Consider the following 20,917-nt stretch of genomic DNA (forward strand, 5'->3'; position numbering starts at 1 on the left):
TAGAATTTTATGTTGAGAATATCATACCTCATTTTCATTTTAGTTGTAAGTGCCAATGTATTTGCACAATCTGATACAAGTATTACTTCGTTAAGCGAAGTGGTTGTTACCGGTAACAGAAGTGAACAAAAGGAAGCAACGATTCCCTATACGATCAATACAATAAAGCGAAAAGAACTCGACTACTTTCAGCCACGCACAACACCGGAAGCACTAATGGGGGTAACAGGTGTATTTGTTCAGAAAACAAATCATGGCGGAGGTTCAGCTTTTCTTCGTGGATTGACCGGCAATCAAACCTTGGTATTAGTTGATGGCATACGTTTGAATAATGCTACGTTTCGTTACGGCCCCAATCAATACCTGAATACCATTGATGCATTCAGTATACAGCAGATCGAAGTGTTGAAAGGCACAGGCTCTGTGCAATATGGTACTGATGCGTTGGGTGGAGTAATACAGCTGTTTACAAAAGAACCTTCTTTCCTCGAAAATGATCAGCAGAAAAAAATAAGCGGTTTAGTATCGGGCAAATTGATGTCGGCAGGAATGGAACAAACCGGAAGGGCAGAGTTGAAGTACATTAATAAAAAAATTGCCGCAACGGCAGGATTTACTTTGCGGCATTTTGGCGACATGTTAGGTGGTGATACCACAGGTTTTCAAACGCCAAGTGGATATAACGAATTTGCTTATGATGTTAAGCTGAAATTTTTGTTGAAACAGAATATTGAATTAATCACTGCACAGCAACTTTTACGTCAAAGTCATGTGCCGGTTTATCATAAAGTGCGGCTTGAAAATTTCTCCGTAAATGAAATGGAGCCGCAACAGCGGATGCTCAGTTATGCAAAACTCAAACTAAAAACCAGTAACCAGGTTCTGCAACAGATTGAAGTAACGCTTTCGCATCAACAATCAATTGAAGGACGCAACAGTCAAAAAAACGGCAGCGCTGTTTTGCGTAAAGAACGGGATGAAGTAAATACAGCCGGTTTAACAATTGATGTACGTTCTGTTTTAGCTAACAACTGGACAGCCAATTCCGGTATTGATATTTACCTTGATAAAGTGAACAGCTCACGTGCAGATATAAATACTGTCACACAAAATAAAAACTTGTTGCGTGGTCTTTACCCTGATGGGGCAACGTATGCCAACTATTCCATTTTTACACTTCACCAGTTTCAATTTAATCAACTACAGTTAAATACAGGTGTCCGTTATAATTTTTTTGACATACGGATGACTGATACAAGCCTTGGAAATACGATCATCAAACCATCTGCATTGGTAGGCAACCTTGGTATAGTTTATACGATAGCGAAACAACATCATCTCTTTGCAACTTTCAGCAATAGTTATCGTGCACCTAATGTGGATGACATGGGCACATTGGGTATTGTCGATTTTCGTTATGAAGTACCTGCTTATGGTTTATTGCCCGAACGATCTTATAATTATGAAGCAGGTTATAAATGGCGCTCACGTAAAGTGAAATTTACTGCTACAGCTTATTACATGCAGTTGAAACAACTCATTACACGTGTGCTGGTAGAAGGTGAGCAGATCAATGGCTACAATGTATATGTAAAAGAAAATACCGATGAAGCATTTGTGAAAGGAGTGGAAGCTGATGCCGATATTGAGCTAACAAAGAATTTGGAATTGCAAACCGGAATGGCCTATTCTTACGGTCACAATGTTACACGCAAAGAACCGCTGCGTCGCATTCCTCCATTTAATGGGCGTGTTCGTGCAACTTATAATAAACAGGCATGGTTTGCATCAGCTGAATACTGGTATGCTGCAAAACAAACCCGGTTGGCTCAAGGCGATAAAGATGATAATCGTATTCCGAAAACAGGTACGCCTGGTTTTAATGTGATTAATCTTTATGCCGGTTATCAATGGAAGCAACTTCAACTTCAAACAGGATTGCAAAATCTGTTTAACCAGGACTACCGAACACATGGAAGTGGTATAAATGGTTATGGCAGGAGCGTATGGCTTCACATTCAATTGATGTTTTAGTAACATCTTCTTCATGTACGACGGCTAATTTGTGCTCTAAATAAAAATGGAACATGGAGAAGGTTCGGGCAATACAAATTGCCGATGAAATAATTTCACTGTATGAAAAATACGGCGGTAATGAATATTATGGCGAGGCTGTAACTCAATTACAACATGCCTGCCAGAGTGCAGAGCTTGCACAACAGTGCGGTTGCGATGTAGAGATGATACTGGCTGCTTTTCTGCATGACATTGGACATATCTGTGCAGCGGGACATAACTTAACCGTAATGGATAATTATGGTGTAATGAACCATGAAAAAATCGGTGCGGCTTATTTACGCAACAGACGTTTTGCTGACCGCCTCATTCAATTGGTGCAGGCACATGTAAGTGCCAAACGTTATCTCACATTCAAAGATCATAACTACTACAATCATCTTTCAGAAGCAAGTAAGCAAACGCTAATTTATCAAGGTGGCAAAATGAGTCATGATGAAGCGATTGTTTTTGAAACAGATCCGTTGTTTGAACAAATGATACAAATGCGAAAGATAGATGAAGAGGCGAAAGATGAAAGCAAACAACCCGGAGAATTAGCAAGGTACCATCAAATGATCGTTCAACACCTGGAACAGCGAACTGCCTCGCCTGTTTATTATTAAAATAGTTTTCCTAAGTAATACAAACAATATGCAGAATTATTCATTGGTCGTGTTCGACATGGCAGGTACTACCGTTCGTGATAAAGGAAATGTAGCAGATTCATTCATCCGTGCATTTCAGCAATTTGGTATCGAAGTACCGGAAGAAGATGTAAACAAAGTAATGGGCTGGCGTAAAATGGATGCGATCCAGTTATTGCTTTCAAAATATTATACCGGAAAGCTGGAAGAAAATAAAGTGCTGGTTGATCAGATCCATGATGTATTCATTGATAACATGGTTACGTTTTACGAAAATGACGAAGACTTGCAACCAATGGAACATGCAGAGAAATTATTTTCATCACTGAAAGAGAAAAATATTAAGGTTGCATTGAATACAGGGTTTACCCGGAGGATAACAGATGTAATCTTAAAAAAACTGGAATGGGATAACAGCAGGTTGATTGACTTTGTTATTGCCAGTGATGAAGTGCCGGAAGGTCGGCCCTACCCATTTATGATTCAGCAGCTGATGCAGAACAGTGGTATCGCCAATGCTGCTGATGTTGTAAAAGTGGGCGATACCGAAGTGGATGTACAAGAAGGAAGAAATGCGGGCTGTGGATTAGTGGTGAGTGTTACAACAGGTGCTTACACAAAAGAACAGTTACAAGATTATCAGCCAGATCATATCATAGATTCACTCAGTGAATTACCAGCCCTCATGGCATGAGTCTTACATTGAAACACACAGACTCAAAAAAGCAAACTCCTCGATGGGTAGTGCCTGTTTATGCAGCGCTGATAAGTTTTCTGACTTATGCATCTGTGTATGCATATCGCAAACCATTTACTGTTGCGGAGTTTGAAGGGCTTGCTTATTGGGGTATCCGTTATCAAACATTGCTGATCATATTCCAGGGCATAGGTTATATGCTCAGTAAATTTTATGGTATCCGTTTTATTTCAGAACTGAAACGGATGGGCCGTTGGAAAACAGCCATCACATTAATTGGTATTGCCTGGTTCTCATTATTCCTGTTTGCAATTGTTCCGCCGATTGCGGGCATGTTTTGTTTATTGGTGAATGGTTTCGCATTGGGATTTATGTGGGGCATTGTGTTTAGTTACATTGAAGGAAGAAAAGCAACCGACTTTATTGGTTCTGCCATGGCAGTGAGTTTTATTTTTGCCGGTGGTTTTACACGCACTATTTCAAAATGGTTGTTGGTAGAATGGAATGTAAGTGAACAGTGGATGCCATTTGTAACCGGTCTTATTTTTGTCTTGCCTTTACTTTTTCTTATCTGGTTGTTGGAACGTATCCCTTCACCTGACAATGATGACATTGAACAACGTGCAGAACGTGTGAATATGAATAGCAGTGATCGTAAAGTTATTCTCACAACATTTGGTTCAGGTCTTTTCATTATTACACTTGCTTATGTATTCCTGACTGTTATCCGTGATCTGAGGGATAATTTTATGTCGGGCATCTGGACAGATCTTGGCTATGGGAATGATTATGGCATTTTCATTAAAACAGAAACCATTACTTCTGTAACAATTCTTGTGCTGGTAAGTTTGTTAGTGTTGGTGAAGAAAAATATGCAGGCGTTTCGGCTCATTCATTTACTTATCTGCATTGGTTTTATATTGACGGGTCTATCATCGTTTTTATTTATTAGTGGATTGTTGGACGGTGCAATCTGGATGCAATTGGTTGGGCTGGGTTTGTATATGGCTTACATTCCATTCAACTGCATTTTCTTTGAACGGATGATCGCCACATTCAAATTAAATGGCAATGCCGGTTTTTTAATGTACCTGGCTGATTCATTTGGTTATGCAGGTACCATGTTGGTGATGCTTGCAAAAGAGTTGCTGATCGTTGAAGCAAACTGGTCGGAATTTTATGCAAGAGCTGCTTTGTTCTGCGCTATTGTCGGAGTATTGAGTGTACTTTTTTCATTGGCATATTTTAATCGTAAATATTTTTTAGCAAAGACGTTTTATTATGGCTAACCGGAAGGCAATTGTAATTGGAGCAGGTATAGTTGGATTGGCAATGGCAAGAGCATTGGCGAAAAAAGGATTCGCAGTAAAAGTGTTTGAGCGAAACAGCTTTGCGACAGGTGCTTCTATTCGAAACTTTGGAATGATCTGGCCCATTGGTCAACCCGATGGTGAATTATACGAACGTGCATTGCGCAGCAAAAGTATTTGGCAAGAAATTTCAGATGCAGGTCCATTCTGGAGCGATCCTGTCGGTAGTTTGCATGTGGCACATAATCCACTTGAGTGGATTGTGTTGCAGGAATTATATGAATCATTTAAAGCTGATCGACCCGTACAATTACTTTCAGCTGATGAATTGTTGCAACGATCAGATGCCATAGTAAGCAATAACTTATTTGGCGGATTGTACAGTGCTGATGAATTGATTGTTGATCCCCGGGAAGCAATTGCATCATTACCCTCTTTCCTGCAGGAGAAGCATGCAGTTCAATTTTACTGGGATAAATGTGTAAGCTATATTGCCGATAGCACTGTTTACATCGGTAATGAAGAAGAACATGAAGCCGATATTGTTTTTATTTGCAGTGGTGTTGATTTTGAAACGTTATACCCGGAAGAGTTTGCAAACCACCCACTGATTAAATGTAAACTGCAAATGATGCGATTGAAAACACAGCCAGATAGCTGGCGTATCGGCCCTGCGTTGTGTGGAGGTTTATCGCTTATTCATTATAGCAGTTTCAAAGTAGCCGACTCGTTACCATTGTTGAAAAAAAAGTATGCAACGGAGATGGATGAATACCTGGATTTTGGTATTCATGTGATGGTGGCGCAAAACCAAACTGGTGAATTGACCATTGGTGATTCGCATGAATATGGGGCAACCCATGATCCATTTGATAAGGAACACATCAATCAACTCATCAAAGACTACCTGCGAAAATTCGCTTGCTTCAAAGATCATTCAGTTGTGCAAACCTGGAATGGCATTTATCCAAAACTCACAAATGGAGAAACTGAACTATTTTTTTCACCTGAAGCAGGAGTGTATGTATTGAATGGTTTAGGTGGTGCCGGTATGACATTGAGTTTTGGTTTAGCGGAGGAAGTGGTTGCAGGGCTATAGAATTCTCAATTGCAGGAATATAATATTGTACCGACAAAAAAAGCGGTTTATTTGAATTAAACGGACCATATTTCATTAAGGGTAAACTTTCAGGAATTTTTATAGCCATTTGTTTGGATAAAATGCGATTATTTGCTTCAAACCCTCTCACTTCTAGCTGAATTTGTTTTTAATGTTTCACTCTAGTTTTAATATGTCGGTGCAATCCTGCAAAATGCTGACTATGCTGAAGCCCTTAGTTGATGTATCAATTACACTAATAAGTTATCGTCAATCCTCCGCCTAATCCCATATCACTATCATAGTGCGTGGAAAGAGAAATGTATTTCGTTAAGATATACCTGAATCCAGCCATGTACTCTTTATCACTGTTCGCCATAAAGTTGAAACGTAACCTGCTGCTGACAGGGATATCTTCTCTGCCTAATTGCACACGCAACTTTCCTTCCGTGTCAATCCTTGCATCAGCTCTTACCATCATAGGCAACGTATATTGAAAACCAAAACAAACAACTCCACGTTTATCTTTTGTATTCACTTGCCCGAAAAGATTCTTCTCAGCTTCTCCATGTTTACGATAGCGCCAGTCGAATCCGATATAAGGCATCAGCCATTGGTTACGTCCAATCAACCTACCAATGTGTAATTCATTTTCAAATCCTTTTGCTGCAGTTAATCCCAAACGCCATTCGTTCTGCAGCATCCATCGTGTATTGGAATACATGATCTCTCCATCGCTGCCCGTGCTTTCCAAACCAACCTGTGCTGAAAAATACATACGACGGTCATCATGATACACTTTTTTCAATGCTTTCTTAGGATCGGGTAATTGTGGATTAGGAGGTGTGTTCTCATAGGTAAATATTCGACCCATGCCACTCATCATGTGATAAAGGATGTGGCAATGAAAATACCAATCGCCATATTTTTCTGATGCATGAAACTCAATGGTATCTGTTTCCATTGGCATAATATCAAGTACGGTTTTTAGTGGAGAATATTCACCTTGACCGTTTAGTGTGCGGAAAAAATGTCCATGTAGATGCATGGGGTGACGCATCATGGAATTGTTGGTTAAAATAATACGGATGTTTTCACCTTGCTTGATCATTATTTTATCCGACTCAGAAATGGTTTTATTATCCATTGTCCAAACATATCTTGTCATGTTGCCGGTAAGTTCAAACTTCAATTCACGAACGGGGCCTTCGGGTAATGTTGTTTTCTTCGGCGCTTTCAGCATGGCGTAGTTTAGTGTAACAATGGATTTATTACTGTCAACAATTTCAGGATACATTACCGTATTCATATCCATCTGCTGCAAACTCATGTTCATATCCATGTCATTCATACTGCCATCCATATTCATCATGTCGTTCATCATCTTCATACCTTCGAAGTATTTGAGTCGTGGCATTGCACCGGCTGCATGTTTTGCTCCGTTGCCTAACCAAAGAGATGTACTTCTTGTACGATCTTCAGATGTTGATAGTAACTCATAGCTGCCATCTTCAGGAATTGTAACCATTACATCATAAGTTTCGGAAACACCCACAATAAAGCGATCTACTTCCACCGGCTCTACTTCAGCACCATCATTTGCAATAACACTCATCTCTCCTCCTGCAAACTGCACCCAGAAATAGGTTGATGAACTCCCGTTGATAATACGTAGCCGAACTCTGTCACCTGCTTTGTATTGTTTCTTTTCTTCTGATATTTTTCCGTTGGTGAACAGTGCGTCATAATACACATCACTTACATCCATTGCAAGCATGCGTTTCCATTCGTTTGTGATTTTTACACCGAGTCTTTTTTCTTTCAACGCCTGCAGATAATCCTGTGTTGCTTTCTTTTTTATGGCATACCAATCTGTTGCATAATGAAGTGAACGTTCTACCTGGTTGGGGTTTTCATTTGTCCAATCGCTCAGCAACACTACTTCTTCAGCTATCGCTTGTTTTTCTTTTTCATGAATAACAATCGCACCATACATACCGCTCTGTTCCTGCAACATGGTGTGCGAATGATACCAATAGGTACCATGCTGCACAATGGGGAAACGGAAAATATGTGTGCTGTGGTCTTTAATAGGTGCTGTTGTTAAATAGGGAACTCCATCCTGTTCGTTCGGTAAGATCAATCCGTGCCAATGAATAGATGTTTCCATATGCATCTTGTTGTGCACATGAATTTCAGCAGTGTCGCCTTCAGTAAAATGAAGGGTTGGTGCCGGAATGGTTCCGTTAATTGCAACGCCTTTCGCCTTCTTACCTGTGTAATTAACAATTGTATCGGTTACATACAAGTGATAAACAATCTTGTTGCCGTTTCTGGTCATGAACGGCTCTTTTGCAGTTGTTGCCTTTTGCATGCCATGCTGAGCGCTTGTTTGCATTACAAAAAAGATGACCGCCAAAAGACTGTAGATCGGTTTCATGTTGATTACTGTTTAATCGTTTCTTTTACGTTTCCACAGGTAAGCATTTTGTTTCCATAGTATGGATTCCTGATAGCTTTATCTGCACTTAACCAATAAGATTTCTTCATAGAACAGTAATCGACATAAATTTCTTGATCTGACATTTTGATTGCTTTTGCAAGACTGATCATGTTATTTGACATTGAAGAGAATAATTCCCTTTGTTTATTGATGTCGTTTGATGCTGCAACCGAAGATGCATCGGCTTGAAGTTTTTGTTTCACCGGATCAAATGCTTTTACTTCTGCAGCAGAAGCGTTTGAATTATTTACAGCCTCAATAGCTGATTTAAGCTCTGCTGCAGCAGCGGCTGATACTGAGCTGTTGCCGGCAACAAGTTCATTCTTTAGTTTGTAGTAGGCATTTAATACTGCGGAAACTGACTTGCTTTGTGCTGCTGCCACAGTACAAATGAAAACAGCAAGTGCAAGGAACAATGATTTCATATTTGTTTGAGATGAAGTTGAGAAATAAAGTATAGCCGGTAAAGATTCTTACCAGCTATACTGTTTACTGTTGAATAGCTTCGGCTTTGTAGCCAGCTTCTGTAACTGCTTTAATGATGTCGCTGGTAGTGATTGCCTCATCTGTTTCAATACGAAGGATCTTATCAGGATTCGTAATGTCCACTTCCCAATTATCCTTGCCCGCTACCTGATCAAGAAAAGGAGTTGCTTTTGCAATACAGCCTGAGCACTTGATGTTTGTTTTGAATGTTAATGCGTCCATCTTTCAAAAATTTAATCGTTCAATCTTTTTACCGGCTAATTGCCGGTTTGTTTACGATGTAAAATTAGAAAGAGGGGAATGACCGACTGTTACATAATAAGGAGGGAGATGTATATAATTTCAGTATGGAAACTAATACGGGCTTATTCTGTGATCTTGTCGAGAGGTTTGCGTTTGTTTTCTTTCAGTTGCTTGAAATGCGATGGGGTTAAACCTGTTACTTTTTTAAACTGCTGCGACAGATGCTGTGTGCTGCTGTACCCCATCTCATAGGCAATTTCACTGAGGTTTTTTTCATCATACATCAGCAATTCTTTGACTTTTTCAATGCGTTGAAGAATGGCATACTTTTCAATTGTAATACCTTCTACTGATGAAAACAGGCTGCTGAGGTAATGGTAATCCATGCCAATCTTTTCTTCCAGCATAGCGGATAATTTCAGGTTGAATTCATCCGCATCTTTACCATGTATGAGCGATACAATAACTGTTTTAATACGATCTACGGTCTTCGCTTTCTTATCGTCCAGTAACTCAAATCCCTGTTGCTGCAACATGGCCCGTAGTTTTTCCACTTGTGCTGTGTCTGGTTCCTCACTCAGTTCCACCTGGCCCAATTGAATGTTTTTGTAGGAAAGCTGCAATTCATCAAATTGCTGCCTTACAACCATAACACATCGGTCGCACACCATGTTTTTTATATGCAGAATTACAGACATTGTACTGCAAATATAATCACAGAAAAGGAACATGCCATCAGTCGCCCTGTAATACAGAACAGCAGATTTTATACAATTCTCACCAAATCATATAACAACGCCGGCAGTTCCCTTCTTTTACTTTGTTGTACCAAATCAAAATGCTATGCAACAAACAGTTTTTATTAAAGGAATGGTTTGCAACCGCTGCATTACCACCGTTACACAGGAACTAAAGAATCTGGGTATTGAACTGGACGAAGTAAACCTGGGTGAAGTGAAGTTTGCTGTACAAGCCCCGTTTACAGATTATGAAGGGCTTAACAAGAAGCTTGCACCGCTCGGGTTTAGTGTTTTGGAAAATAAACGCAGAAAACTCGTTAAAGAAGTAAAGCAGATTGTCGCCGATGTATATTCAGGTGAGTTTGACTTCCCGCATCATTTTCGGTTTTCTGATCTGCTGGCACAAAAGCTGGGTAAAGATTACGATTTCATCAGTCAGCAGTTCTCAGCTGAGGAGGGTACAACAATTGAAAAATTCGTTATTGAATATCGTATTGAAAAGATCAAAGAATTGTTGGTGTACACATCGCTTACGTTGGCAGATATTTCTTTTCAACTTGGGTTCAGCAGCGTTGCACATTTGTCCCGCCAGTTTAAACAACAAACAGGATTAAATCCATCTCATTTTAAAGCGATGCGGCAAAGCCGGGGATGAACAGTCTGCAGCTTGAAATTATATACAACAGTGCACTGATTGTATAACAACAAACGGAGAAGTGCAAATTAGCTTTGTACAAAGAAAATTTATGGAACAAGAAACTATTAATAAGAAATCTGTTTCAGCAAAAACAAAAAATAAAACACTTGTGAAAGAGACATTTCCCGTTCTTGAAATGACTTGTGCAGCCTGCGCTGTAAGTGTTGAATCAATGCTGAAATCAGTTGAAGGGGTTAAAGATGCCGGGGTAAATTTTGCCAACCAGGATGCATGGGTTGAATATGATTCTGCAATTGCTACACCTGAACAATTCCAGGAAACTATCCGTTCAATTGGTTACGATATTATTATCGAAAAAGAAAATCAAGATGAGATAAAAGAAGCTGCACAGCAAAAACATTATGAGGCAGTGAAGCAACGTACCATCTGGTCGTCTGTTTTATCAGTGCCTGTTGTTATTATCGGTATGTTCTTTATGGATATGCCTTATGGCAATTATATTATGATGGCACTCGCCACGCCGGTTGTGTTTTATTTCGGCAGAAGTTTTTTTGTAAATGCATGGAAACAGGCCCGTCATGGAAAAGCGAATATGGATACCCTGGTTGCTTTAAGTACAGGTATTGCCTGGCTCTTTAGTGTCTTTAATACGTTTTTCCCGGAATTTTGGCATGCACGTGGCTTGCATGCACATGTTTACTTTGAAGCCGCTGCCGTGGTAGTTGCATTTATATCGCTTGGAAAAATGCTGGAAGAAAAAGCAAAGTCAAACACATCATCTGCTATCAAAAAATTAATGGGTCTTCAGCCAAAAACAGTTACGTTGATGCTGGAAGATGGTCATACACAGGAATTACCCGTGAGCCAGGTGAAAAAGAATTTTATCTTATTAGTAAAGCCTGGAGAGAAAATTCCCGTTGATGGTGAAGTTACAGGAGGTGAATCTTTTGTTGATGAGAGTATGATTACCGGTGAACCAATACCTGTTGAAAAGAATGCAGGCGATAAAGTATTTGCAGGAACCATAAACCAAAAAGGAAGTTTTCGCTTTCGTGCAGAAAAAGTTGGAGCAGAAACATTGCTTTCGCAGATCATTAAAATGGTGCAGGAAGCGCAGGGGAGTAAAGCTCCGGTACAAAAGCTGGTTGATAAAATTGCGGGCATCTTTGTGCCCATTGTAATCGGTATTTCTATTCTCACTTTTATTGCATGGATGTTGTTTGGTGGCGAAAATGCATTTACACATGCATTGTTAACTGCAGTTACAGTGTTGGTGATTGCCTGTCCTTGTGCGTTGGGTTTAGCTACGCCCACTGCTATAATGGTTGGTGTGGGTAAAGGCGCTGAACATAATATTCTTATTAAAGATGCAGAGAGTTTAGAGCTTGCACATAAAGTGGATGCAATTATTTTAGACAAAACAGGTACCATTACTGAAGGCAAACCTGAAGTGAGTGACGCAATGTTTGCTGAGAATATTGACATAAAGCAGCTGAAGTCTATTTTATTGTCAATTGAAATGCAATCGGAACATCCGCTTGCAGAAGCAGTGGTGCGTTTCTTTCAAAAAGAAAGGATCACTCCTGTTGCGTTGCAGCAAATAGAAAGTATTACCGGTAAAGGTGTAGCTGCTTTATATAACGGCAAACAATACTTTGTTGGTAATGCTAAATTGCTGCAGGATAATGCCATTGCCATTAGTGAGCAGTTTATTGCACGCACCAATGAATTGCAGCAGCAGGCAAAAACGGTGATTGCTTTTGCAGAGAATAAAACAGTAGTAGCGGTTATTGCAATTGCTGATAAAATAAAAGAAAGTTCAAAGGCTGCTGTTGAAAGTTTACAGAAAAAAGGTATTGAAGTGTATATGCTTACAGGAGATAATAAGCAAACAGCAGCTGCTATTGCAAAAGAAGTTGGATTGAAAGAATATAAAGCAGAAGTAATGCCGGCAGACAAAGCCGCATTTGTACAGATGCTGCAACAGCAAGGCAAAGTAGTTGCAATGGTGGGCGATGGTATTAACGATAGCCATGCATTGGCACAGGCCGACGTAAGTATTGCCATGGGTAAAGGGAGTGATATTGCAATGGATGTTGCAAAGATGACTTTGATTACTTCCGATCTTACCAGTATTCCTAAGGCTTTAAGTCTTTCCAGGAAAACAGTAAATACGATTAAGCAAAACTTATTCTGGGCCTTTATTTATAATCTTATCGGTATACCAATTGCTGCCGGTGTATTGTATCCCATCAATGGATTCTTGCTTGATCCAATGATTGCAGGAGCTGCCATGGCATTAAGCAGTGTAAGTGTGGTGAGCAACAGTTTACGTTTGAAATATTCATCTTTAACTTGATGTTAAATTGAATAACTGATTACCCTTATCAATTATTCAAGTTAAAAGAAATGTTTTTTTGACAGGTGTAGTAATTCTAAATAACTTAATAGAGGTAAAGGATTAACCAACACTGTACAATAGAAACATAAATTGTAAAATAAAAATTTGATTAGTGAAAGCTGTACAATTTCAATCAAAAGATATTCCGCTTGCTGTATCTGAAGTAGAAAAGCCATTTCCTGGTAAACGTGAGGTGCTTATTCAGTTACATTATGCGGCATTGAATCATTTGGATTTATGGATCTGGCAGGAAAAAGTTCTGGATAGGGCTGTGATATCTGGTTCAGACGGTAGTGGAATCGTAATAGCTGTAGGCGAAGAAGCCGACACTTCACTAATAGGTAAGGAGGTAGTGATCAATCCCAGTATGTATTGGGGTGATGATAGTCGTTTCTTCGGTGAATCTTACCAGATTTTGGGAAATCCAACTAACGGAACATTCGCAGAGTACATAAAAATTGATCAATCTTTTGTGTATGAAAAACCTCCTCACTTATCTTTAAAAGAAGCAGCTGCAATTCCATTGGCTGCTCTGACTGCCTACCGGGCATTGTTTACGAAAGCTAAAATTACAGCCAGTGATACCGTATTAATTACCGGTATTGGCGGTGGTGCTGCTTTGTTTTTATTACAGATGGCTGTTTCTGCAGGTGCTGTGGTTTATGTTACATCTTCTTCGGAAAAGAAAATAACCCAGGCAATTGAGTTAGGTGCTGCCGGTGGCTTTAATTATAAAGATGCTGACTGGGTTCATAATGCAAAAAATAGTATTGGTGGTTTTGATGTAATTGTAGATAGTGCCGGTGGTAACGGTTTTGCATCACTTACTGAGGTTGCCAAGCCTGCTGCAAGAATTATTCTTTTTGGCAGAACAGCCGGTGATATCAATCATCTTAAACCATCAGTTATTTTTAATAAGCAGTTGCTGATCTCAGGAACAATGATGGGCACTCATGAAGAATTTAGAGCGATGCTTAATTATTATTCTGAACATAAATTATATCCAACAATAGATAGAATCTTTTCGCTAAGTGAGATAAACGAAGCTGCTGATTATATGCACTCAGGAGAACATTTTGGCAAGATCTTGCTTTCGGTCATATAAATCTTCAATGAACTTTCGATTTCATAAATAGTCATAAAATATGGCAACTGTGCTGAGATTCTTATTAAAGGCCTTGCCAGTTGGCTATTAATTTGCTTGTATGATGTGTGAAGGAGTTATGTAGTGAAAGGTTTGTGATAAGCAATTTAGGTTTTAATGATTCATCTTTCGATTGACAACTATAATACAAGAACAGTAGGTTTAAGTTGGTTTTGGTTGAGCCCTGCAAAATGCAGGGCTTTTTTATCATCAACCTAATTATATACATCAGCGGGCTTATAGTATAACACAAACGCTCAGGTGGCATTGTAGCTTTGAATTGTGAGTCTGATGTAGCACAAAAACTTAAAGCAGTTTATTTTTTGATTTAAGATACAGTGCAACATTTGTGTAGCAAAATCGGATTCGGCATAGTAAAGTATTAAAACCGGCAGGTTTAAAAGCTCTAATCAGTCTTTACTTCCTGATACATTGAACGTTTTAAAATCTTGGTAAACGCCAAGAACTAAGTTCTATGCTGTTTCGATTTTTGTATTCTGAAAAAGTTAAACAGTTAAAGTTTGTCAGAATGTTTTTGGACAATTAATACGCCTGGCGATGAGAATATTCAGGGCGAATAACCTATAATAAAAAAATTATGGAACTCATTACTTTTAAAACCAACATCAGCAGTGAGAAAGCGCTGCAAAGGGTTGCTCCATTGTTAAACAATGCGGTTGGATCTGCTAACTGGCAATTGGATATTATGGGCACCGAAAAAAAACTGATGGTTTATTCTCCCGGCGTCATAAATGAAATGAAGGTGATAGATGCAGTGCACAAGGCAGGTTTTTATGCCGTTAATATCGAAGACTTTTATGCCATTTTCTAATATTATTCATTAAAAAATAACTGCTATGTATTCTATAATTATGGTATTTCTGATAGTTGTTGGCTCGTTTACAGGAATTATTATTTTGCCCGCTGCTGTTACCAATAAATTGGTTGGGAAGCAACAATTGAAAGCGATTCAAGTAGCTGATGCACCTGCTGCATTACCGAAACGGGGAGTATACACCGTTTCAACAGAGGAATATTATTTAATTCATTGATTATTCTTTTGTAAACATACATTCATTATTCAACCTTATCACATGTATTTTAAATCCATTTTGTTTATCACTGTAGTCTGTTTCACTATTGTTATCGGTTGTAGAAAACCTGCTGAACCGGTTCCTTCAGCACCTGCACTTGTTGACAGTTCTTCTTATCTCCAACTTGCTTTAACAGGTATGGAGCCAAACCAGGGAGGTTTGTATGCAATTCTTAGTATTACAAAGGAAAATGGAGATTCAGTTTTTACCAACCGTAAAATTGCTGTTACCACTGCTAATCAGCAATACATCAGTGAAAAAATAAAACTTGAAAAAGGTAGTTATAAACTCAGTAAGCTGATGGTTGTAAAATCATCTGATACTGCTAAGTATGCAACGCCGATAAAACAATCAGCTAAAGCAGCACTCGTTAATGCTTCATTGCCGATACAAATAAATATTAGTGCTGCGGGAGTACAGCCTGCATCAATTTCTGTTTTACCTGTTTCTTTTTCTGAATCGCCTACGTTGTTTGGCTATACAACAACAGATTTTGGTTTTGAACCATATTTTACAGTTCAGGCACATTTGCAAATTACCGTAGGTACAGTTGTTTACGACAGTTTGCCGGGCTTTTTGAAAGTGGAAGCTGTAAATGCAAATGGCCACCATTGGTCTAGAGAAGTTGATTTGAGGCAAGGTATTACTAATGTGCAGGTTCCTAAGGATTATAGCAACTACACATTCAGTGTTAACAAATGGAACACCAGCATTCAAAAGCAATACAACAGTTCTGAAGTGAGCAATAAGATGCTTGTGACATTAGCCGGAAACCGTTCTGCCAAACGCATTGTTGAAGAATCAGTTTTTATTGAAAATTCAGGTGCAACAACAGCGGAGAGCAGGTCTGAATATTTCTATAACTCAAACAGCAAATTAAAATCTATCCGTTACTATCAAAGATCTATACAGGTTTCAGGATTGCCACTTACGTTTGTTTACAATTTTCATTACTCACATCCGGATGCATGGGATACTGTGTATCGGTACAATGCCAACCAGCAACTTACTGGCTACACAGCTATAGAACGTAACGGCAATTTGATCCGTTCAATGTTTAATAAAAGTTATGATCAACACACTGGTGCTGCCGTTTCTTACAGCGTTGTAAACGATATTAATGAAACCCTGGTTGATTACCTGTTCAGTAATAACAACAGTATGCAGTACAGAATAAAATTTAAGCATGGAAATAAAATTGAAGATCGTGCGCAAACTTCAACAGGTGGTGCAGAATCCGGCACATATGACTATGATGCCTTTGTAAATCCTTATCACCAGTTAGGATATGATGATCTTTACTTCACCAATTCTTCAAAGAATAATTTAAAGTCGATGTTAAAAGGATATGCCGGTGGTTTTCCAACAGTCATTCCATATCGGTATGAATATGTTTATGATGAGGATGGGTATCCCAAAGAATCGTATGTAAGCTATAAAGGATATTCATCGCAACAACATTTATACAGGATCAAAAAAGTTTTCCGTTACCAGTAGGTTTTAGGTTCAGAGCTGATATATTCTATCAGTAATAGAAGGGATTGTTTTCAATCCCTTTTTTTATTTGTGGAAATGATATACATCATTGCTGCCATAGTATAATAATGAGGCGTTACTGCATATCTAATTTTGTTTTTAAATAATCGAAAAATAAAAACAGATTTTATGCAAGTCAATTTTTTGAAATCAATCAGTATGGTGCTGTTTATTGCAATTTCAGCAATAGCCTGTTCATCAAAAGCATCAGGCGATAAGCAAACGAACAAAACCGCAGCAATTGTACCGGCTTTACCGGTAGATGTAAAGATTGTTGCAGCTGCTAATATTGATCAGAGCGAAGTGGTTGCAGGTTCAATTGTTGCAAACCGTGTTGTGGACATTACCGGCGAGTTGCCAAAGAAAATCAGCATGGTGTTATTTAAAGACGGAAGCTTTGTAGAAGCCGGGCAAGCCCTGTATAAATTACAGGACAGTGATATTAAAGCACGTATTCGGCAGCTGGATGCAGAAATGAATCTTGCAGTCATTAATGAAAAGCGGTTGAGCGAATTGTTAAGAACGGAAAGTGTTCGCCGGGAAGAGTATGATGTTGCACTCGCACGTTTACAATCATTGCAGGCTCAAAAAGAATTGCTTGAGGTTGAGTTATCGAAAACAGTGATCAAAGCTCCGTTTTCAGGACTTATTGGAATCAGCAAAGTATTTACGGGATCATTTGTAACACCGGGTGTACCATTGGTAAGCCTGGTGGAGCAACAGGTAATGAAAATTCAATTCAGTGTTTCTGAAAAATATATATCTGTTGTTAAGCCCGGCAGTAAAATTTATTTCACTACAGAGTTGAATAGCCAAATGGCTACTGCTGTTGTTGTATCAACAGAGGCTTCACTTGATGCTCAATCTCGAAATATCATAGTACAGGCACAATTCTCAAATGCAGGTAATAAATACAAACCAGGTATGTCTGCACGGGTGTCGTTCAGTACATCAGGCAAAAACGAAAAGAGTATTATGCTTCCAACTGAAGCATTGATTCCAGGAGGTAATGGCTACAGTGTGTTTGTAGTCAGGAATGGAGTTGCAAAACTTATTCCCGTAGTAATCGGTAACAGGAATGAAAGTGAAGCTGTGATTAAATCCGGACTTCAACCAGGTGACAGTGTTATGATATCAAATACACTTCGTGCTGCTGATGGTACTCCCGTTGCAGTTGTATCACATAAATAATCACCCAGTAAAAAAGAGTATATGAGTTTACCATCATTAAGTATAAAGAAGCCGGTATTGGCGGCAGTGTTTTCTGCATTGATCGTAATTGCAGGATTGGTTGGCTGGCGTTACCTGGGGGTGCGTGAATTTCCAATGACGGAACCGCCCGTTATTTCAGTTGTCACATTTTACCCCGGCGCAAGTCCCGATGTAATTGCTTCAAAGATCACCAAGCCAATGGAGGAATCCATTGCTGAAGCGAATGGAGTACGTACTATCTCCAGTGAATCGAGAGAGCAGGTAAGTGTTATATCCATTGAGTTTAACCGTGATGTTGATCTGGAAGATGCATTGAATGATGTAAGGGATAAAGTGGCGAAATCAAAAAATCAATTGCCGGCTGATGTAGATCCACCAATCGTAGAAAAAGCTACTTCACCTGATAATCTTGTTGCATTTCTTGAGGTGGAGAGTGATACTAAAGACATCAAAGAAGTAAGCCATCTTGCATCAACAGTTATTAAAGACCGGATGCAATCGATACCCGGTATTCAACGGGTGGCAATTGTTGGTGAACACAAATACGCCATGCGTTTACGGTTCGATCCTGTAAAACTGGCGGCTTATCAACTCACACCCGAAGATATACGTGTGGCATTACAACGTGAAAATATTGATCTGCCTTCGGGACGTATTGAAGGTAACAGTAATGAACTGAGTGTTCGCACACTTGGCCGTTTAACAAAACCGGAAGAATTTAATGAGATGATCATTAAACACACCGCTGGCTCTGTTATTAAGTTGAAAGATGTTGGCTTTGCTGAACTGGGGGAAATGAATGAGCGGAATGCAATTATCAACGAAACAGGAGGCAGCAATATTGTAGGAGTTGGTGTTGCCATACAAATTCAACGTGGAGCCAATGCTATTGAAGTGGTGGATGAGTTTTATAAAAGACTGGATCAATTACGGAATGAAATTTCAAAAGAATACCGTTTGATCGTTGGGTTTGATTTTACCCGTCCAGTACGTGAATCAATAAAGGAAGTGGAAGAAACACTTTTCATTGCATTCGGCTTGGTGGTTATCATCATCTTCCTGTTTCTGCGAGACTGGCGATCAACTATTATCCCTGTGGTAGCAATTCCGGTTTCCATACTATCGGCATTCTTTATCATGTATATCGCAGGCTTTTCAATAAACGTATTAACCTTGCTGGGTCTGGTACTTGCAATTGGATTGGTGGTTGATGATGCCATTGTAGTGCTCGAAAATATTTACAAAAAAGTAGAGGAGGGCATGAGCCCTGTACAGGCTGCTTTTGCAGGAAGTAAAGAAATTTATTTTGCTGTGATCTCTACTACTATCACATTGGCAGCAGTATTTATGCCAATCATCTTTATGGGAGGTATCAGCGGACAGTTGTTTAAAGAGTTTGCGATTGTAGTTTCAGGTTCGGTATTGGTATCGGCTTTTGTTGCATTAACATTATCGCCAATGCTCAGTGCTTATCTTTTAAAGAAACAGGTAAAGCCCAATTGGCTTTACCGCACAACTGAACCATTTTTTATACGATTGAATAATGGTTATGGCTCATTGCTGCGCAGGTTTATGAAACATCGTTGGATGGCCTGGGTATTCTTAGTTGCAACTTCTGCCATCATTTACTTCGTTGGAAAGAAATTGCCATCTGAGCTTGCCCCGGTTGAAGACAGAAGCAATATGAGTTTAATTGCAATTGCACCCGAAGGTGTTTCATTTGAAAAGATGAAACAAAACATGATGGAAGTAGGAAAGTTTGTGAATGATTCAACAGATGGATTATATCAAACATACTCTATGGTTGCTATTTCGTTTATTCCTGCTCCGGCACCAACAAGTTTTGCCGTACAGTCTATTTACTTGAAAGACCCGAAAGAAAGGAAAACATCTATTCAGCAATTGTATAATAAGTATGGGATGGCATCTGGTAATTTCAGAAACATTTTATTGTTTCCTTATCTGCCTCCAACTATTGGAACACGCTATGGTGGAGGTATGCCGGTACAATTTGTATTACAGGCTGCTGATCTCGACAGTGTAAATGCAGTGCTGCCCAAGTTTTTGAACGCTGCAAGACAAAGTCCGAAACTGATGTTTGTAGATGCTGATCTGAAAATGAATAAACCGGAATTAAAGATCAATATCGACAGAAGTAAAGCTGCGTTGATAGGGGTATCTATCCAGGAAGTAGCAAGAGCATTACAGCTTTCTTTCTCCGGCCAACGCTATGGTTATTTCTTACGCAACGACAGACAATATGAAGTGATTGGACAAGTTGAACGTACAAACAGAAATGATATCAGTGATCTACGTTCAATTTATGTTCGTTCGGCAAATGGTGCAATGATCTCGTTGGATAATCTTGTTACAATTGATGAAGGTATTAGTCCTGCCGCAATCTATCGTTATGATCAATATACATCAGCAACCGTCTCTGCAGGTTTGGCACCAGGTGTAAGCCTTGCCGATGGTATTGCAGAAATGGAACGTATCAAAAAAGAAGTATTAGGCGAAAATTTCAAAACATCACTTGCAGGTCAGTCCAGAGATTTCAAGGAAAGCCAGGGTAATATCAATTTCACACTCATTCTTGCTTTGTTACTCATCTATATGATACTGGCGGCACAGTTCGAGAGTTTGCGTGATCCGTTAATTATTATGCTTACTGTACCAATGGCTGTTACAGGTGCATTGTTGAGTTTACATTGGTTTGGTCAGAGTCTGAATGTGTTCAGCCAGATCGGAATCATTACGTTGGTTGGATTGATTACGAAGAATGGAATCCTGATTGTTGAGTTTGCAAACCATTTGAAAGATTCCGGATTGTCGAAACTTGAAGCAGCTATCCAGGCAGCTGAACAACGTTTCCGTCCGATTCTGATGACTTCGTTAGCAATGATCTTTGGTGCGCTGCCAATTGCAATGACCAACAACAGCCGCCAATCATTGGGAATTGTAATTGCAGGTGGTTTGATCTTCGCAGGTGTTCTTACACTCTTCATTATTCCTGCAGTGTATTCCTACCTGTCTTCACGTAAACGTAAAAAAGAAGTAGAAGAAATCACCGAAACACCTGCAGCTTAATTTAT

At 39.3% G+C, this 20,917-nt stretch carries 17 protein-coding genes; 13 read left to right on the top strand and 4 right to left on the bottom strand.

Features of this window, described 5'->3' with window-relative positions; translation table 11 throughout:
• Nucleotides 1-9 precede the first annotated feature (9 nt).
• The 5 genes from WG954_RS14850 to WG954_RS14870 are packed head-to-tail and all read left to right on the top strand — an operon-like array spanning nt 10 to nt 5,808.
• Complete coding sequence (locus tag WG954_RS14850) at nt 10-2,034, top strand: TonB-dependent receptor plug domain-containing protein (RefSeq protein WP_340437457.1); 2,025 nt, start codon at nt 10-12, stop codon at nt 2,032-2,034.
• Nucleotides 2,035-2,087: 53 nt separating this feature from the next.
• Nucleotides 2,088-2,681 (top strand): HD domain-containing protein, encoded by a 594-nt coding sequence (locus WG954_RS14855; protein WP_340437458.1) that lies wholly within the window; start codon nt 2,088-2,090, stop codon nt 2,679-2,681.
• Between the two features lie 28 nt (nt 2,682-2,709).
• A complete protein-coding gene (locus WG954_RS14860; RefSeq protein WP_340437459.1) occupies nt 2,710-3,396 on the top strand; it encodes an HAD-IA family hydrolase in 687 nt (228 codons plus the stop codon).
• The gene (locus tag WG954_RS14865; RefSeq protein ID WP_340437460.1) at nt 3,393-4,688 is read left to right on the top strand and encodes a DUF5690 family protein; all 1,296 of its coding nucleotides are present in this window, start codon (nt 3,393-3,395) and stop codon (nt 4,686-4,688) included. Before WG954_RS14860 ends, WG954_RS14865 begins: the two co-directional genes overlap by 4 nt.
• Nucleotides 4,681-5,808: a TIGR03364 family FAD-dependent oxidoreductase gene (locus tag WG954_RS14870; protein ID WP_340437461.1), complete on the top strand. Its 1,128-nt coding sequence runs from the start codon at nt 4,681-4,683 to the stop codon at nt 5,806-5,808. Before WG954_RS14865 ends, WG954_RS14870 begins: the two co-directional genes overlap by 8 nt.
• A gap of 256 nt (nt 5,809-6,064) precedes the next feature.
• On the opposite strand, the gene WG954_RS14875 is transcribed toward WG954_RS14870, so the two are convergent.
• From WG954_RS14875 to WG954_RS14890, 4 genes are all read right to left on the bottom strand, one after another.
• Nucleotides 6,065-8,248 (bottom strand): multicopper oxidase domain-containing protein, encoded by a 2,184-nt coding sequence (locus tag WG954_RS14875; RefSeq protein WP_340437462.1) that lies wholly within the window; start codon nt 8,246-8,248, stop codon nt 6,065-6,067.
• Between the two features lie 5 nt (nt 8,249-8,253).
• Entirely contained in the window at nt 8,254-8,736 is a 483-nt protein-coding gene (locus WG954_RS14880; RefSeq protein WP_340437463.1) for a DUF3347 domain-containing protein, read from the bottom strand.
• Nucleotides 8,737-8,800: 64 nt separating this feature from the next.
• Entirely contained in the window at nt 8,801-9,019 is a 219-nt protein-coding gene (locus WG954_RS14885; RefSeq protein ID WP_340437464.1) for a heavy-metal-associated domain-containing protein, read from the bottom strand.
• A gap of 143 nt (nt 9,020-9,162) precedes the next feature.
• The gene (locus tag WG954_RS14890; protein WP_340437466.1) at nt 9,163-9,738 is read right to left on the bottom strand and encodes a helix-turn-helix domain-containing protein; all 576 of its coding nucleotides are present in this window, start codon (nt 9,736-9,738) and stop codon (nt 9,163-9,165) included.
• A 145-nt stretch (nt 9,739-9,883) separates the two neighbouring features.
• Between WG954_RS14890 and WG954_RS14895 the strand changes: the two genes are divergently transcribed.
• From WG954_RS14895 to WG954_RS14930, 8 genes are all read left to right on the top strand, one after another.
• A complete protein-coding gene (locus WG954_RS14895; protein ID WP_340437468.1) occupies nt 9,884-10,435 on the top strand; it encodes an AraC family transcriptional regulator in 552 nt (183 codons plus the stop codon).
• A 91-nt stretch (nt 10,436-10,526) separates the two neighbouring features.
• Nucleotides 10,527-12,797 (top strand): heavy metal translocating P-type ATPase, encoded by a 2,271-nt coding sequence (locus WG954_RS14900; protein ID WP_340437469.1) that lies wholly within the window; start codon nt 10,527-10,529, stop codon nt 12,795-12,797.
• 154 nt (nt 12,798-12,951) lie between these two features.
• A complete protein-coding gene (locus WG954_RS14905) occupies nt 12,952-13,944 on the top strand; it encodes a zinc-binding dehydrogenase (protein ID WP_340437470.1) in 993 nt (330 codons plus the stop codon).
• A 637-nt stretch (nt 13,945-14,581) separates the two neighbouring features.
• Nucleotides 14,582-14,815: a heavy metal transport/detoxification protein gene (locus WG954_RS14910; RefSeq protein WP_340437471.1), complete on the top strand. Its 234-nt coding sequence runs from the start codon at nt 14,582-14,584 to the stop codon at nt 14,813-14,815.
• Between the two features lie 25 nt (nt 14,816-14,840).
• Complete coding sequence (locus WG954_RS14915) at nt 14,841-15,035, top strand: hypothetical protein (protein ID WP_340437472.1); 195 nt, start codon at nt 14,841-14,843, stop codon at nt 15,033-15,035.
• Nucleotides 15,036-15,077: 42 nt separating this feature from the next.
• On the top strand, nt 15,078-16,574 hold the full coding sequence (locus WG954_RS14920) for a hypothetical protein (protein WP_340437473.1): 1,497 nt from the start codon (nt 15,078-15,080) through the stop codon (nt 16,572-16,574).
• Between the two features lie 168 nt (nt 16,575-16,742).
• On the top strand, nt 16,743-17,804 hold the full coding sequence (locus WG954_RS14925; RefSeq protein WP_340437474.1) for an efflux RND transporter periplasmic adaptor subunit: 1,062 nt from the start codon (nt 16,743-16,745) through the stop codon (nt 17,802-17,804).
• 21 nt (nt 17,805-17,825) lie between these two features.
• Nucleotides 17,826-20,912, top strand: a complete 3,087-nt coding sequence (locus WG954_RS14930; RefSeq protein WP_340437475.1) for an efflux RND transporter permease subunit — start codon at nt 17,826-17,828, stop codon at nt 20,910-20,912.
• Nucleotides 20,913-20,917 lie beyond the last annotated feature (5 nt).

Origin of the sequence: Lacibacter sp. H375, assembly GCF_037892425.1 — a bacterium.
Classification (GTDB): Bacteria; Bacteroidota; Bacteroidia; order Chitinophagales; family Chitinophagaceae; genus Lacibacter.